The sequence below is a fragment of the Sunxiuqinia sp. genome, assembly GCF_055140945.1.
Genome location: NZ_JBSQYS010000019.1, coordinates 1 through 17,036 on the forward strand (window position 1 = coordinate 1; position 17,036 = coordinate 17,036).

The 17,036-nt window shown below is 39.1% G+C and carries 12 protein-coding genes; 9 read left to right on the forward strand and 3 right to left on the reverse strand.

Annotated elements, in window-relative coordinates; all coding sequences use genetic code 11:
• Positions 1–100: 100 nt before the first annotated feature.
• From ACTB00_RS10545 to ACTB00_RS10560, 4 genes are all read left to right on the forward strand, one after another.
• A complete protein-coding gene (locus ACTB00_RS10545) occupies positions 101–3,397 on the forward strand; it encodes a SusC/RagA family TonB-linked outer membrane protein (RefSeq protein ID WP_463299885.1) in 3,297 nt (1,098 codons plus the stop codon).
• Between the two features lie 19 nt (positions 3,398–3,416).
• Complete coding sequence (locus ACTB00_RS10550) at positions 3,417–4,967, forward strand: RagB/SusD family nutrient uptake outer membrane protein (RefSeq protein ID WP_463299886.1); 1,551 nt, start codon at positions 3,417–3,419, stop codon at positions 4,965–4,967.
• Positions 4,968–5,110: 143 nt separating this feature from the next.
• Complete coding sequence (locus ACTB00_RS10555; protein WP_463299887.1) at positions 5,111–6,625, forward strand: trehalase family glycosidase; 1,515 nt, start codon at positions 5,111–5,113, stop codon at positions 6,623–6,625.
• Between the two features lie 25 nt (positions 6,626–6,650).
• On the forward strand, positions 6,651–8,786 hold the full coding sequence (locus tag ACTB00_RS10560; RefSeq protein WP_463299888.1) for a glycoside hydrolase family 97 protein: 2,136 nt from the start codon (positions 6,651–6,653) through the stop codon (positions 8,784–8,786).
• 68 nt (positions 8,787–8,854) lie between these two features.
• On the opposite strand, the gene ACTB00_RS10565 is transcribed toward ACTB00_RS10560, so the two are convergent.
• A complete protein-coding gene (locus ACTB00_RS10565; RefSeq protein WP_463299889.1) occupies positions 8,855–9,244 on the reverse strand; it encodes a hypothetical protein in 390 nt (129 codons plus the stop codon).
• A gap of 567 nt (positions 9,245–9,811) precedes the next feature.
• Here ACTB00_RS10565 and ACTB00_RS10570 point away from each other — a divergent pair.
• Together ACTB00_RS10570 and ACTB00_RS10575 are read left to right on the forward strand one after the other, a co-directional pair.
• The gene (locus tag ACTB00_RS10570; protein ID WP_463299890.1) at positions 9,812–10,726 is read left to right on the forward strand and encodes a sensor histidine kinase; all 915 of its coding nucleotides are present in this window, start codon (positions 9,812–9,814) and stop codon (positions 10,724–10,726) included.
• A 143-nt stretch (positions 10,727–10,869) separates the two neighbouring features.
• On the forward strand, positions 10,870–11,598 hold the full coding sequence (locus tag ACTB00_RS10575; RefSeq protein WP_463299891.1) for a LytR/AlgR family response regulator transcription factor: 729 nt from the start codon (positions 10,870–10,872) through the stop codon (positions 11,596–11,598).
• Positions 11,599–11,704: 106 nt separating this feature from the next.
• On the opposite strand, the gene ACTB00_RS10580 is transcribed toward ACTB00_RS10575, so the two are convergent.
• Both ACTB00_RS10580 and ACTB00_RS10585 read right to left on the reverse strand, forming a co-directional pair.
• Positions 11,705–12,958 carry a hypothetical protein gene (locus ACTB00_RS10580; RefSeq protein WP_463299892.1) on the reverse strand — a complete coding sequence of 418 codons (1,254 nt, stop codon included), beginning with the start codon at positions 12,956–12,958 and terminating at the stop codon, positions 11,705–11,707.
• 7 nt (positions 12,959–12,965) lie between these two features.
• Positions 12,966–14,291, reverse strand: a complete 1,326-nt coding sequence (locus tag ACTB00_RS10585; protein WP_463299893.1) for a DUF4270 family protein — start codon at positions 14,289–14,291, stop codon at positions 12,966–12,968.
• Positions 14,292–14,644: 353 nt separating this feature from the next.
• Here ACTB00_RS10585 and ACTB00_RS10590 point away from each other — a divergent pair, with 353 nt between their 5' ends.
• The 3 genes from ACTB00_RS10590 to ACTB00_RS10600 all read left to right on the forward strand — a co-directional run bounded on the left by ACTB00_RS10590 (position 14,645) and on the right by ACTB00_RS10600 (position 17,020).
• Entirely contained in the window at positions 14,645–15,688 is a 1,044-nt protein-coding gene (locus tag ACTB00_RS10590; RefSeq protein ID WP_463299894.1) for a Kelch repeat-containing protein, read from the forward strand.
• Entirely contained in the window at positions 15,681–16,004 is a 324-nt protein-coding gene (locus ACTB00_RS10595; protein ID WP_463299895.1) for a DUF4907 domain-containing protein, read from the forward strand. The genes ACTB00_RS10590 and ACTB00_RS10595 overlap by 8 nt, the downstream gene beginning before the upstream one ends.
• Before the next feature lie 62 nt (positions 16,005–16,066).
• Positions 16,067–17,020 carry a D-2-hydroxyacid dehydrogenase gene (locus ACTB00_RS10600; protein WP_463299896.1) on the forward strand — a complete coding sequence of 318 codons (954 nt, stop codon included), beginning with the start codon at positions 16,067–16,069 and terminating at the stop codon, positions 17,018–17,020.
• Positions 17,021–17,036 lie beyond the last annotated feature (16 nt).

Genomic DNA, 17,036 nt, shown 5'->3' on the forward strand with positions numbered 1-17,036 from the left:
AAAAAATAAAAACCCGGGTAGATGTTCCCGCATCACCCCGGGCAATAATAAAACGAATAGCTAACGCTACTCATAGTATTAATTTAAGCACCGTAAATTTATGAAAAAATTAATGAATTGTCTTGCCATTCCCAGAAATGGCCTGATTAAAACATGGCGAATTATGCGACTAACATTTTTAATTGTACTACTCGGCTTACTTCAAGTTTCTGGTAAAAGCTACTCGCAGCAAACTAAGCTTAGTATGAATTTCGAAAACATGACTTTAGAAGATGCTTTTCGCAAAATTGAAGATCAAACGAACTACATCTTTTTTTACAATGCCGATCAAATTGACTTAGACCAACTTGTTAATTTGAATGTTGAAAATGAAGACATTGAAGATTTATTAGAAGAACTGCTGAAGGAGGATGAAATATCCTATAAAGTAACCGACCGGCGAATCGTACTTTATCAACAAAGCGTAGTCGGACAGCAATCGCATCCCGTAAAAGGGAAAGTGGTTGACGATACCGGATTCCCCTTACCAGGAGTAAGTGTTGTTGTAAAGGAGACAACAAACGGAACAATTACCAATTTTGATGGAGAATATCAGTTGGATGCAGTTCCTGCCGATGCTGTTTTGTCTTTTTCTTTTATTGGCATGAAAACTCAGGAAGTTTTGGTTGGAGATCAGAAAGTGATTAACGTAACGCTGGCTGAGGAAACCATCGGGCTGGAAGAAGTTGTGGCGATCGGTTATGGTATTCAAAAGAAAAGTGACCTCACCGGTGCCAGTAGTCGTTTAACGTCTGACGACATGGATAAAAGTGTGGCCACTTCTCCCGTTGAAATGATGCAGGGACGCGTTTCTGGGGTGAACATTACTCAAAACAGCGGTGAGCCCGGAACTGGAATGTCGGTTCGTATTCGTGGTTCCAATTCCATTCGTTCCGGACAGGAGCCCTTATATGTAGTTGATGGTGTTCCTTTGGATAACACGGATATTACACCTGAAGGAGGAAGCGCTGCCGGTTATGGCGGTGGGTCAAACAAAAACCCCTTGAGCTTCCTGAACCCTGAGGATATTGAAACAATCGATATTTTGAAAGACGCTTCTTCAACTGCGATTTATGGTTCGCGTGGAGCCAATGGAGTCGTGTTAATTACGACCAAAAAAGGGAAAAAAGGGGAAGGAACACTTTCATACGATGGTTATGTTGGAGTCTCTCAAATTCGTGAAAAACTCGATTTGCTTTCGGCCAGTGAATTTCGCTCGTATACTAAATCTGATGGATCAAAATTATTGGACTTGGGTGCGAGTACTGATTGGCAGGATGAGATTTACCAAGCCGGTATTACTCAAAGTCACAATTTATCCTTCGGTGGTGGAAGCGATAAGTTTACTTACCAGACATCATTAGGTTATCTGAATCAAGAGGGAATCATCAAATCAACGGCGATGGAGAAAATTAATGGAAGCATTAAAGTTACCCATAAAGCTTTTGATGATCGTTTGAACCTGACAGGAGTGCTTATTGCATCACATGTTGAAGATACCCGTGCACCAATTACTGAAGCCGAAGGTTCAGGTTTCGAAGGTGACCTGATTCTGTCTGCCTTACAACTAAATCCTACTTTCCCGGTTAAGAATGAAGATGGCACCTATTATCAGCATTCAACCGAAAAAAGAAATCCGGTAGCGATGTTAAACTTAGTCGATGATATTACTCAAACCGACCGAATATTAGCAAATATCTCTGCCGATTTTAAAATCACGGACAACCTTACCTATAAAATCAATGTTGGGCTCGACAGAACAGTGGCTGAGAGACGTGTTAATCAAAATCAGGATCTCAGCTATTTGTCGAACAAAGGAGAGGCAGATATTAATGGTGTTTCAGCAACTAACCGTCTGATTGAAAACTACATTACCTACCTAAGAGATATTGGCGAAGACCATTCCTTTAATTTTCTTCTAGGACATGCTTATCAGGGATTTAAAGGGACAACGACTGAGATGAATGTTAAAGGATTTGAAGTTGACGATCTTAAATACACCGACAATTTAGGTTATGGTAATTTCTCACAAGCAGAAGTTGGATCTTCAGCCTATGAGCGCGAATTACAATCCTTCTTTGGTCGTATTAACTATTCTTATAAAGGCAAATACTTGCTGACCTTTACCGGACGTGCCGATGGATCTTCAAAATTTGGAGAAAACAATAAGTATGGTTTCTTTCCATCGGCTGCTTTTGCATGGCGAGTAATTGAAGAGGATTTCATGGCAAGTGCCGGTGCTATCAGTAATCTTAAATTCCGTGTTGGTTGGGGGTTGACAGGTAATCAAGAAATTCCGGATAAGATTTCATTGCTATCAGTGGGAACAGAAGCTAACGCAAACTGGTTTGTAGACGGATCATTTTTACCAGGTATAACTTTTACGCGTACGCCAAATCCAGATATTCAGTGGGAAACAACCCAGCAAACAAACATCGGAATCGACTATGGATTTTTTAATAACAGGCTTAGCGGAGCCATCGACTTCTTTAATAAAAAGACGGTGGACGTTCTGCTGGAAGTTCCGGCAAAAGCGCCGGCACCAACACAAACTCAGTGGTTGAATGTCCCCGATATGAAAATTATTAATAACGGTGTTGAACTTGCTTTAAATGGTGTTTTGGTTAGCAAAAAGGATTTAAGCTGGGATATGGGGATCAACTTCGCTTATATTAAAAATGAAGTGCAGGATCTTCCTGTGAAATTCATAGAAACAGGTAGTGCTGCAGGTCAGGGGCTTACAGGTACCCGAGTTCAGGTAATTACCAACGGAGAGCCTGTTGGTACGTTCTACGGAATGGTTTTCGAAGGATTTGACAGTGATGGTTATAGCACTTATAAAACGGACGCTGAAGGATCTAAAGTAAAAGAATATTTAGGATCAGCGCTGCCTGATTTTACCTATAGTTTAAGTAGCAAGTTGACATACAAGAATTTTGACGTAAGTATGTTCTGGTATGGATCAGAAGGCAATGAGATATATAATAACACGGCCAACGCTATTTATACCAAAGGACCATTTACCAAAGGAAACAATGTAACGCAGGCTGTAGCTGAATCAAATGAAAATCCAGGTAATTCAAATGCATTTTCATCTCGTTTTATCGAAGATGCATCATTCCTCAGACTTTCAAACCTGACTCTAGGTTATACGCTAAAAACGACAACAATTGAATGGTTAGACAGAGCTCGAGTATATGTAACCGGTAATAATTTATTACTATTTACCAAATATACCGGATACGACCCAGAAGTGAATTCAGATGCTAATGTGGACGGAATTCCATCTCTTGGAATTGACTATACTTCATATCCAAAACCAACAACAGTTACATTTGGTGTTAACCTGCAATTTTAATCCTAAAAAAATAGAAAAAATGAAACGATATAAATTCATCATATTTAGTACCATCCTGGCACTTTTCAGTACCGTAGCTTGTACTGATCTGGAAGAGAATGTACTTGACGAGCAACTGGGAGGCAATCTTGTCAACAATCCGTCAAATGCGCAAGCACTGATCAATCCACCATATGCAAGTTTGAGAAGAACCATTGAGTGGAGTAACTACTGGGGACTGCAAGAAATAACCACTGACGAGGTGATTATTCCAACGCGTGGAACCGACTGGTATGATAACGGTGCTTGGCAACAACTTCATTTGCATACCTGGAACTCAGATCACATGCGTTTCCAAAATGTCTGGAATCATTTAACTCAAGGAGTTTCGCGTGCCAATACAGCCATAAACTATATTAGTCAATTTCCTCAAAGTACAACAAACGATTTATACATTACTGAGGCTCGTTTTCTTCGTGCTTACTACATGTACTTAATCAACGACCTTTTTGGACAAGTTCCTTATAGAGCTGCTGACGAAACTGACTATTCTGCATCTCCTGAAGTGCTTAGCCGTAAAGAGGCTGCTGATTATATTATTGATGAGCTGAAAGCAATTCTACCAAACCTTAAAACAAAATCAGAAGTTGGATCAACCCGGGCAACCGTTGGTGCTGCACAAGCACTTCTGGCTAAAGTATATTTGAATTACGAAGTGTACACCGGAGAAGCAAAATGGAACGACGCCATTAGCTATTGCGACCAATTAATTAGTTCTTCAGATTATGCAGTGACTGATGACTATTGGTCCATGTTTCAATTTGATGTAGCTGAGCACCCAGAATTTATTTTGAGAGTGCCAATGAGTGATGCTGTTGACTATGGCGGCGATGTTCAATGGACTAATTTTGCGTTGCATTACAGTCAGGCATTCGGTAATTTCAATAGTATCTGGAATGGACCATCAACCACTTCAACTTTTTTCAGTACATGGGATACAGAAAACGATGCCCGGTATCAGGATGATGGAATTAAGAGCGTTACAGGCTTTAATCAAGGGTTCTTGGTTGGTCAACAATTTGCTATCGACGGATCAGAATTATTCTTGCGAGATAATACAACTCCATTGGTATTTGTACCTGAAATCGATATCCAAAGTGCACCTGAAAATGCAGGTATTCGGGTCATGAAGTTTGCTCCTGATCCAAATACAGTTGACCAATTTCGTTCGCCAAACGATGTGCCAATTATGCGAATCTCAGATATCTACCTGATTCGTGCTGAAGCCAAATTCAGAAGTGACGACGAAGACGGCGCATTGGCAGACATCAATTATATACGAGCTAAAAGAAACATGGATGGTAAAACATTGCCATTGTTAACTTCACTGACTCTGGATGACATTTTGGACGAAAGAGGTTACGAATTGTATTGGGAAGGGCTGCGTCGTCAGGACTTAATCCGCTTTGGTAAATTTACCGATGCTTATCAGGAAAAAGAAGCTTCTGAAGCTTTTAGAACAATATTCCCTGTTCCAACATCAGCTGCTGATGTAAACGAAAACCTGGACGCGACTCTTGGAAATCAATAAATGAAATAATTAGAAACAGGCTGCTGAGCAATCGAATAGCACAGCAGCCTGTTTTCGATTTTTCATATGGAACTCGTAATCGCTCTTCTTGGGGGTATTCGCTTTTACATACTCGTTTCATGTCTTTACCTGAATCAAATACAATGAAATTAAATTCGAAATATTGGAGATATTCTTTTGTCGTGATCCTGTTTGCAACTCAGGTTGCTGTTGCACAAATCAACCCGGCCGAAAAATACCCGGACTTGTTTGAAGCTGTTCAGCTTGAAGAAATCTTTCAGGATCAAAAACGATTTGTGGATTGTCCCGGGAAAGTTGCCCCCGATTCTGTAAAACGGGCCTATGCTGAATTAAAAGATCAATCACACTTTAATTTAAAGGATTTTGTCGGTCATTATTTTGATACGCTTCAGCATGACACCACAGCCATGTTGAAGCACATTCACTACCTGTGGAACGACCTGACAAAGCAACCTAAAAGCCACAAACAGTATTCGTCGTTGATCACCTTGCCGCATGCGTACATTGTTCCGGGTGGGCGCTTTAAGGAAATTTACTACTGGGATAGTTATTTTACCATGTTGGGTTTACAAGAGGATAATCAGGTCGAAATGATTCAAAATATGGTGGATAATTTCGAATACTTGATTCTGAACTATGGACATGTTCCGAATGGAAACAGAACCTATTATTTGAGTCGTTCGCAACCGCCGTTTTTTGCGTTGATGGTTCAGCTGCTAGCCGAAACATTAAGTGATGAAACTATTCTGGTGCACTACCTACCGGCTTTAGAGAAAGAATACACCTATTGGATGACAGGTAAAAAAGTAGTGAAAGTTGAAGGCGGACAATTGAATCGGTACTGGGATGAATTGAACACCCCGCGACCGGAATCCTATAAACACGATGTGGTGTTGTTTGAAGAAGCGGGTAGGGATTCATCCATGTATCGCGATATCCGTTCTGCCGCCGAATCGGGTTGGGATTTTTCGACCCGCTGGTTTGAAGATGGAAAACACATGAAAACTATCGTAACAACCAGTTTCTTGCCGATCGATCTGAATTGTTTATTATACAAGTTAGAAATGACAATTTCGCAGGCTTATGAGTTAAATATGGAACTACGAAAGGCGAACGATTACGCAGAGCGTGCGGAAAACAGAAAAAATCTCATCTTGAAATATTGTTGGGACGAACAGGCCAATTTCTTTGTTGATTACAATATTGAAACAACATCATTTTCGAAACAGCATACGTTGGCAGGTATGTTTCCCCTTTATTTCAATCTAGCTACAAAAAAGCAGGCTGAGCTGGTAAAAGACAAAATTGAAGCTAATTTCCTGAAACCTGGTGGTGTTGTTACAACTCTGGTTGAAGGAGCTGGTCAGCAATGGGACTACCCAAATGCCTGGGCGCCCTTACAGTGGGTGGTTTACCGCGGATTGCAAAAATATGGCTATAACGACTTAGCGAAACAGATTGCAAAACGTTGGATAAACCTAAACATCAAAGTTTATTTCGAAACCGGAAAAATGATGGAAAAATACGATGTGGTAAATATCAATCGCCCCGGTGGTGGTGGCGAATATGAAACTCAAGATGGCTTCGGCTGGACCAACGGAGTCTTTCTGAAGCTTTGGAGTGAAACAAAAAAGTAACAACTAATTTTTTTAATCCGAAATAATGAAAAAACTAATAATCCCAATTTTATTAATACTGATTTCATGGAGCCTGAAAGCAGAGAAACTGGAATCTCCAAATGGAAATTTCGTTTTGACGTTTGCAGTTGATCAAGGAATACCAACTTATGCTTTAGACTATAAAGAAAAGCCGGTAATCAAGAAAAGTAAACTAGGACTTGAATTGAAAGATACAGAATCGCTACTCTCGAACTTCGAAGTTGCGAGTGTTGACCGATCAACGTTTGACGAAACATGGAAACCAGTCTGGGGGGAGGTGAGTGAGATTAGAAATCATTATAATGAAATGGCAGTCAACTTAAACCAGACCACATCTGATCGTAAGCTTATTATCCGGTTTCGTTTATTCGATGATGGGCTTGGCTTTCGTTATGAGTTCCCGGAGCAGGATAGCCTGATTTATTTTGTTATAAAAGAAGAGCGTACACAATTTGCGATGGCTGGTGATCATACAGCCTTCTGGATTCCTGGCGATTTTGATACGCAGGAGTACAATTACACGGAGTCAAAACTGTCGGAAATCAGAGGTTTCATGACTGATGCTGTAACAGACAATGTCTCACAGCAAACCTTTTCACCAACTGGCGTGCAAACCGCTTTGATGATGAAAACCGACGGTGGTTTATACATCAATTTACACGAAGCAGCCTTAGTCGAATATTCATGCATGCACCTCAATCTGGATGATGAAAATATGATTTTTGAGTCATTTTTAACACCGGATGCTGTTGGAAATAAAGGATACATGCAGGCACCTTGCCATTCGCCCTGGCGTACCGTTATTGCCAGCGATAAGGCCGCTGATATTCTAATGTCTCACATCACGCTCAACCTAAATGAACCATGTGTTTATGATGATACTTCGTGGATCACGCCCGTGAAATATATTGGCGTTTGGTGGGAAATGATTACCGGGAAAAGTACCTGGGCATACACTGACTTACCAAGTGTCAAATTAGGCGAAACGGACTATTCAAAAACGGTTCCCAATGGAACACACGCTGCAAACAACGAGCACGTAATGGAGTACATCGATTTTGCTGCAAAACATGGCTTCGATGCCGTTTTGGTTGAAGGATGGAATGAAGGATGGGAGGACTGGTTCGGAAAGTCGAAAGATTATGTATTCGACTTTGTAACACCATACCCCGATTTTGATGTAAAAAAACTACAAAGCTATGCTCAAAGCAAAGGTGTTCGATTGATGATGCATCATGAAACTTCCGGATCTATTCGGAATTATGAACGCCATATGGATCAGGCATACCAGTTTATGGTTGATAATGGGTACAATGCTGTAAAAAGTGGCTATGTTGGTGACATGATTCCGCGCGGCGAAACACATTACGGACAATGGTTGGTTAATCATTATTTGTATGCGATTAAAAAAGCCGGGGAGTATGAAATCATGGTTAATGCTCATGAAGCAGTTCGTCCAACGGGCTTGTGCCGCACTTATCCGAACCTGATTGGTAATGAATCAGCCCGTGGCACCGAATATGAAGCGTTTGGTGGCAATGATCCGGATCACACAACCATATTGCCATTTACCCGCCTGATTGGTGGCCCAATGGATTATACTCCAGGTATATTTGAAACGGACATCAGCCAGTTAAACCCCGATAACACATCGAAAGTTAATACGACTATCGCACGTCAACTGGCGCTGTATGTAACCATGTATAGTCCGTTGCAAATGGCTGCCGATTTGCCCGAAAATTATCAAAAGCACCTGGACGCTTTTCAATTTATAAAAGATGTCCCGGTTGATTGGGACAACACACAGGTGTTGGAGGCAGAACCCGGCGATTACATCACTTATGCACGGAAAGAAAAAGAAACGGATAACTGGTTTGTTGGACGAACAAATGATGAAGAAGCCCGGGAATCAAACATCTCATTTGAATTTCTTCCTGAAAAGAAAAAATACATAGCAACCGTTTATTCTGACCAAAAGGATAGTCACTATCGCGATAATCCGAAAGCTTACCAAATTAAGAAATACTTAGTTGATAGCAAGAGTAAATTATCTCAGTATTGCGCACCGGGTGGGGGATATGCAATCAGTTTAATTGAAGTTGATGATACGATGTCAACTAAGAAGATGAAAAAATTGTAACGAAATTATGTAGCTAAAATAGAATTTGATTTCAAAGGCATTGACCGGTTAACTGGTCGATGCTTTTTTTATGCTTCAGCCAGCAGTTGAATGGCTTCCTGTTTTAGTACCGATGGTAATTGAATTTTACGTCGCTCAATGCTTAATAGCCATTTTCTCACTTCTTCGCCATCTAATGTGTAAAGTACTTCACGAAACTCATCAATTTGTTCATCCTCATATTCATTCGGATTGACTCCTTTATATCGATCCAATTCTTCGTCCTCAAAATAGACAATCTCATCAGGGTTATTGAGCATTTCTTCAAAGTCGCATATTTCGTGGGCGCCACAGCAGTCGAGAGAAATAGTCGTTTTTTCCTCAGGTTCTGATGTCTGTTTTCCAAAACGGTTCGATAACCAGGTGCCTAGCGCTAAAAGCAAAAACAATCCCACTAAAATTCCTACTAAAACAAGCATACTTTTATTTGTTAACTGATGTCACAATAACAATTCGAAGAATAAGCTGTTCGAATAATTTTTAAATATTGCGCGCAAAGTTAGCAGGAAATTTGAATGGAATGAATTAGCCACGGATATTGCTGTCCACTTAACGTAAGTTGAAAATTGTTCTTCGTCGTTCTTTTTGTAATATATGATAGGCTAAATGTTCTAATTTTTGCTTATTCCCTGTTATTAAAAACATACTTATATCCTGACTATCTCCCCAAATTCTAACAACTTAGCCCGCTAATACCATAATCGAAGAAGCTGAATTGCTAAGGGTTGTCTAATTAAAACAAACATCCTTAAAAAAACTTAAAACAGTTTTTTAACAGGTAGAAAAGAGCAATTTTTGCCAGGAAAATAATCACGACCATCAACATGTTACGACTTCTGAAAAATAATTATTTTAGAATATTACTTCACCTATTTTTATGTGTCGTGTTTGTGCTCGTATTTCCATGGTTACTCTTCTATTTAAATGATTTTTTCGATGTTAAGCATATGATATTGACCGCAGTAATACTGGTGTCGATCTTTTACTTGAATTACTATTTATTAATTCCCCGATTTTTATCGAACAGAAAATTTAAGGAATATGCTGGCACTGTTATAGTCGTGTTAACAATTGTTTATTGTTTATCTACTTTAAACCAACCTAAGCCCCCTGAATTTAAAAAGGAATCCATACCTCCTCTCATCCAAGAGAATTCAATAGCGTTTGACGGTGTGAAACCGGCGCGTAAACATAGATTCTTTGACTTTGGCATACTTATTTTAAGTACAATTTCAATTGCTGTGAGTACCAGCATATATGGAACAAAAGAGTGGTTTGTAAATGAAAATCAGCTAAAAGAAATTGAAAACCAGAAATTAAGCGCTGAGCTTTCATTTCTAAAGGCTCAAATAAATCCGCACTTTTTCTTTAATACACTCAACGGAATTTATGCGTTGGCAAGGAAAAAGTCGGATCAAACACCGGAAATCATTTTTAAATTATCGGAATTGATGCGCTACATTATTTATGAGGCAGACACAGTTAAGGTGCTACTAAGCAGAGAGGTCGCTCATATCGAAAACTACATCGAACTACAAAGAATAAGGCTAAATGAAATGTTCAATGTGTCGTTTAATGTTAAGGGAAATACTGGGTTAAAACAAATTGAACCTCTATTATTTTCAGTGTTTCTTGAAAACGCATTTAAGCATGGAATTGATTATACCCAGCCTGGAGAGATACTGATTAACTTGGAGATTAGAGATGATGAATTGATTTTTTTTATTCAGAACCCCATTGCTAAAAGAGTGCCAAAATCAACTAATGGAAATAATGGAGTTGTCCTAAAAAATATCAAAAAAAGACTGAATCTCGTTTATCCACGTCGACATGAGTTAACAATTACTACAAAGGACAATAAATATACTGTAGAACTTAACCTTTCGCTATCTGAAGCATAGTTCTTTTCGGAATATGGATATACATCTAAGGTCACGGACCTATTTGATATTTTCGGTTTCGCTTCTATCACAAACTGTTAAAGACTTGAAACATCACACTAAATTATTCGCACTACTTATTACACTTTTAAAATCAATAAAAAATGAAATGTTTAATTATAGATGATGAGCCCTTGGCGCAGCAGATTGTTGAAGATTATATTAAGATGATACCGTTTCTGAAACTGGAGAAAAAATGCAACTCAGTTTTTGAAGCACTGGATATTATTCAGAGGACGTCGATTGACTTAATATTTCTTGATATACATCTGCCAACTGTTTCGGGAATTGAATTTATAAACAGCCTTGAAAACAGGCCCATGTTCATTTTTACAACGGCCCATTCGGAGCACGCTTTGGAAGCATTTGATTTAAATGCATTAGATTATCTATTAAAGCCAATTTCGTTTACACGGTTTCTAAAAGCTGCTAATAAAGCTTATTCTATTTACTCCACAAATAGTCCTCAAAAAGAAGATGATCATGTTACGTTACAAGAAAACGATCAAGAGTATATCTTGGTAAAAGCTGATTATAAATCAGTAAAAATTAAATTGAGCCAAATTCTATACATCGAGGGGTTAAAAGACTACGTTAAGATTTACATGCAAAATGAAGATAAACCCGTTATCACGCTGAATTCATTAAAACGGATGAGCGAAAATTTACCTACTGGAAAATTTTTACGTGTCCATAAATCATTTATAGTGAATACTAACAAAATAAAATCAGTCACAAAAAACAGAATTATTATTCACGATCGCTGGATTCCGGTAGGAGAGAGTTACAAGAGTGACTTTCAAAATTCGGTCATTAATAAGTTTGCATTGTAGCTTAACGAACTGCTCTCGTTTTAATGAAAAGCAAGATAAAAGCCCGGAAGAAATCTTCCGGGCTTACTTGTATTGCGCTGAAAATCGCGCGACAACTTGCTTGCTACTAGTTGTATTTTCTTCGAACGAACCAATTGTCTTTTAATGAGAAACCGACTTTTAACCGAACGAATCTTTCCTTGATCAGGTTTTTATTACTAGTACCGTATTGCCCAAGCTCAACACTGAAATCAATCGTTGATTTTTGCTTTTGAATTGGCAATCCTAGTCCAAAAGAAAAGACTTTTTCATCTAGCTGAATATCTCTTAATTTGAGATACGACTTATTGTATTGAAAACCGGCTCTATAGCTAATTCTTTTAAAATAGTCAGCTAAAACATTGGTGGTTGGTTTGTACTCGAATCCACCGTTCATATAGTACGTATCTTCTAGGTCAGCACCAACAATATCATACGATTCGTTTGACCACAGCTGAAGCCCGGCATCCACAGATAATTGGAATTTCTCATCTTTTTGCCAAGTCACCCCAAGACCATATTCTTCCGGAATTGGGAACATCTCTTCTGATTCATCCTCTGAGTCGATTACTATGTCATTCTCGTCATATGAAGTGTTTTCTCGGTGGGTAACCAGTTCCTGTTTCGGACAATAGATCAGTCCAAAATTCAATGAATTATTTTTATTCAGTAAAAGTTGGTACTGCAGCCCGAACTGAAAATAGAAATTGTGAAAATAATTTGTTGTCTCATTATAAACCGAAGTAATCCCCAGATTGGTTAAATCATGATACTGTGTTTGTTTCTTATTTCCAAATATAAAGGAAGACTCAATTCCCAGCGACAAATTTTTTAACGGACTAACTGCTGTCGAAAAATAGACTCGACTTAGATCTCCCGATCCGGTAATATCCAAAGGATATGCTAATTGAACACCTTCGACTAAACCCGTTGTATTTATTTCGTAGCCGATAGAACTGTATGGATTAAGACCAAATCCAGTAGCTAGCCAGGGAGTAATTTTCAATCCCATAGCCAAATAGCTTAAATTCCCATTGAAAGTGTTGGCTTTATGGCGACTATTGTCATAATTGGAGTACTCACCATTAATACCTATTTCAAGAATAAACGATAGGCTGTCGATGCCCGTGTAAGAAGCTGGATTTAGCGTATTCAAAAAATTATCCGATTGCATACCTATTCCAGCGTTACCCATCGCAGAGGTATGAGCATTCGTTTGCGATTTTAATTCACCTAAGCCATACATTGAGTAAGGTGAATTGGTATTGTTCTGACTGGCTCCGTTAAAGCTAATACATGCGAAACAGCCAATTAATAGGGTTTGAGTGATATATTTTTGCATCGGTTGATTATTCAAAAGTTAAAAAATAGAGATTTAAGGTTGGATTATTTCGGCTACTACTTTCTCCTTCTAAAATTAATTGGTCAGCCTTTGAAAGTAGATCGGAATAGGGAACCGTAACTAATAAGCCATTATTTGTATCGTAATAAGCTCCTGCTAATGCAGAAGAGATAAACGTGCTGATATCGACAGTGTAGTAGGAATTCTCATTGTACAGTTCATCTTCGTATAAATATGCTTGAAGTGAGTATTCAGTGCTGCTCGAAGTGTATGTTAGCTGATCTCCAATTTGATTTACCCGATCTGTTTCATAAAAGTCCAGTGCTTCCGGCATATCGCCTGAATAGGATTCGGGGGCAGGTCTTAGAATTAATTCTGCTTTGAGCAATACTCTGTCTTTGAGTGCAAAAATGTCGTTCAAGCTTGGAAAATCTACTCGCACAATGATACCGGCACCACCTTGAATATAACTCACATCGCCGGTCGCTTTCGAATTCATTTCTTCGCGTTGACTTGAGAGGTCTGCAAAAGCAGTTCCTTCGCGATCAGCTTTTACTCCGTTGAACTGGCTATTCTCATCTGCCAGGGTAAACTGAATCTTAGTTTTAATTGTCTCTAAACCAACCGTATGAAAGTACATATTGATTAGAACTGAGTCTGAACTAAAGCCAATAACTGATTGTGGTGCATTTTCTCCGGGTTTAAGAACAAAACCCTTCAGGTATTCTTTAAAGTTACCATTATTAATAAACTCTTCAGCGTCGTCTTCCCTTGCCAGAGCGACAAGTTCTTCGCCAAACTCATTATCTAGCCTAAATTCAATGTAGTCATTTTCGGACTGATAAATAAAATCATGCTGCCCGTAAGGAATGGTTTCGCAGGGAAAGCTCGTGGTGTTGAACAAGTATTGTTCTGCGTAATCATTTTCCTGAAATTTAATCTGCTGCGTTAGACGGAACACAGCAATAGATTGCATTTGTGCTGTGTCTCCCTTTGTGTAATCGGCATAGTTAAGCTGTATTGTAATGGAGTCAAAAATGGCTTCGTCATCAAGAGCTAACAGAGATGATTGCCGATCGAAGTTGAAATACCCGTTAACTTCAAATTGGCCTGTGGTTTCACTTTCAAGTTGACCAACCAATAAAATATCAGTTCCGGATGTTGGAATCGAATCAAGTTTTATCGTTGACAATTCCACACTAAAGCTGTCGACAACGCTAATCTCTGATTTGGATTCAACCAAGTCAAGTCCCAGGTTAAAAGACTCAGTGTCTTGTTCGCAAGCAGTTAGAAGCGTAGTTAAAATAAATAGGACGGCAGTTGCTCTTTTCATATTGTAACGATGGATTTACTTTGAACGAAGTTGGAACTTCTTTTGGACAACGGTTTGTTTGATACAAAGCAATAGTTTCGTCTATACTCTAGAAATAATAATAGACTTAGATCGCTAATTGATCTTCGTTCTGGCGTATTATTCAGACGAATCGCCAATTGATCTTTTTCTTCCGTTAAGTGGTGTTAAAAAGCTTGAAAATTATTAACATTTAGATCTTTTATATCGACTTACTAGATGTTGGTCATCTAATAAACCCGATTGGTAGTTACATACCCAATCTTAGTCTATCATTTTTTTTTCACTCATTCAATCCGCATAAATTTGGCATCAAAACAGAATAAAATCGAGCCATGATTAAAAAGAGAATAACAGAAATGATTTGCTTAAAGTCCGTAGTAAAGATTGGAATAGCAATGTCGATTGTAATAAGTCTATCTTCGTGCAAAGATGATGACGATGAAGATTTAGTAGGGAACTGGGTTAAACTGGGAGAATATAGTGGTGACGGCAGATCAGATGCCGTTGGGGTGGCATTAGGCGATAAAGCTTATGTAGGATTAGGATACGATGGAGAAGATCGTCGAATTGATTTTTGGGAATACGATCCTATAAATGATTACTGGTCTCAGAAAACCGATTTTCCGGGAGCTGCCCGAAATGGAGCTGTGGGTTTTAGTGCTTCAGAGAAAGTCTTTTTCGGAACTGGATATGACGGAACCAATAAGCTGAAAGATTTTTACGCGTTTGATCCTTCAACTAATGAATGGACTCAGATTGATGATTTCCCAGGATCAGCACGATATGGAGCCTTAGCAATGAGTATTGGTGACAAAGGATTCGTTGGAACTGGATACGATGGCAGTTACAATAAAGATTTTTACGAATATGATCCATCAACCAGTCAATGGACCGAAGTTGTTAGCATTCCCTACAAGAGACGTGATGCTATGACCTTTGTTATTAACGGAGAAGGATATGTAGTTGGAGGAATAAATAACGGAACCTATAATAGTGATTTCTCAAAATATGATCCTGTAACTAATAGTTGGACAACTCTTCGCAAGATTTCTGATGCGACGGATGAAGACTTTGATGATGAGTATGACATTACCAGAATAAATGCAGCAGCATTTGTAGTGAACGAGAAAGGCTATATTGCGACAGGAGGCAGAAGTACAACAGGGGGAGATGTTTGGGAATACAATCCGGCAACCGACCTTTGGATCGAAAAAACAGAAATATATGAAGATGGAGAAGGTGGTGCCGAACGCACTGAAGCTATAGGTTTTACTATTGATGGTATCGGATATGTGTTGTTAGGAAGAAATAGTAGTTATTACTTTGACGACGTATTACGTTTTGAACCTTATGCCGAAATGAATGAATATGACTAAAGATTGCTTCTATCCATTGAAATACGTTGTGATAATCCTGCTTAGTGCAGGATTATTGCTTTATAGCTGCAAATCCAAAACAACAATACATCTGGAGATTATGCCTGTAAAAAATGGATGGGGCTATGTCTTGAAAAAGGACACCCATGTTTTTATTAAGCAGGAAATAATACCTACAGCAATGGGGCATCAGTTTTTTAAAACTGAAGAAGAAGCAAGAAAAGTTGGCGAATTGGTATTGCAAAAATTTGAAGCAGGCAAATCCCCGTCGATAAAAAAGGCTGAGCTAGATAGCTTGAATATCCACTATCGATAGCGCGATTGCTTTAATACGTCGCTGATTTTGATTAATTTCATTCGAATTTTAAATTGACTCCAATGAAAATAGTTGTGCTGGACGGATATGCGTTAAACCCTGGAGATTTGAGCTGGAAAGCATTTGAAGAATTTGGTGAGTTTACAGTTTATGATCGCACCCCGGCGAAACGAATTGTTGAACGAATCGGAAAGGCTGAACTTGTTTTGACAAATAAAGCAGTTTTAAATAAAGCAGTGATTAATTCGTGCCCTTCGTTAAAATACATCGGTATTTTAGCAACAGGCTACAACATTGTTGATTTGGAAGCTGCCAGCAATGCCAACATTACCGTGACCAACATTCCGGCTTATAGCACCGATTCCGTAGCACAGTTGGTTTTTTCTCATCTCCTGAACATCGTTAATCGGGTTCAACTTCATGCCGATGCAGTAAAGAATGGCGATTGGGTTAATTCGCCGGACTTTTCATTTTGCTTAAGTCCTCAAATCGAGCTAGCAGGAAAAACGCTTGGTATTGTTGGTTTCGGCAGGATCGGCCAAAAAGTAGCCGAAATTGGGCATGCCTTTGGAATGACCGTTTTATTCCAGAACCGTTCTCCGAAAAAAAATGTCCCTTCGTATTATCGGCAATGCGAGCTTGATGAATTACTCGAAAAATCAGATGTAGTGAGCTTAAATTGCCCCCTTACCGAAAGCAACCGGGGGTTTATGAATAAAAACCGATTTGCTCAAATGAAGGCCGGTGCAATCTTAATCAATACCGGCAGAGGCGCGTTAATTCAGGAGCAAGATCTTGCAAGCGCACTAAATGAAGGATGTTTGGCTGCTGCCGGTCTGGATGTGCTTTCGACAGAGCCCCCAACTGCTGATAATCCGCTGCTTCGTGCAAAAAACACTTTTATCACCCCTCATGTGGCTTGGGCAACAAAAGAAGCCCGGCAACGCTTGATGAACCTTGCACTAGAAAACCTGAAAGCTTTCCTGAATAGGAAAAAGCTCAACGTAATAAACTAATTATTTAAAGGGTATG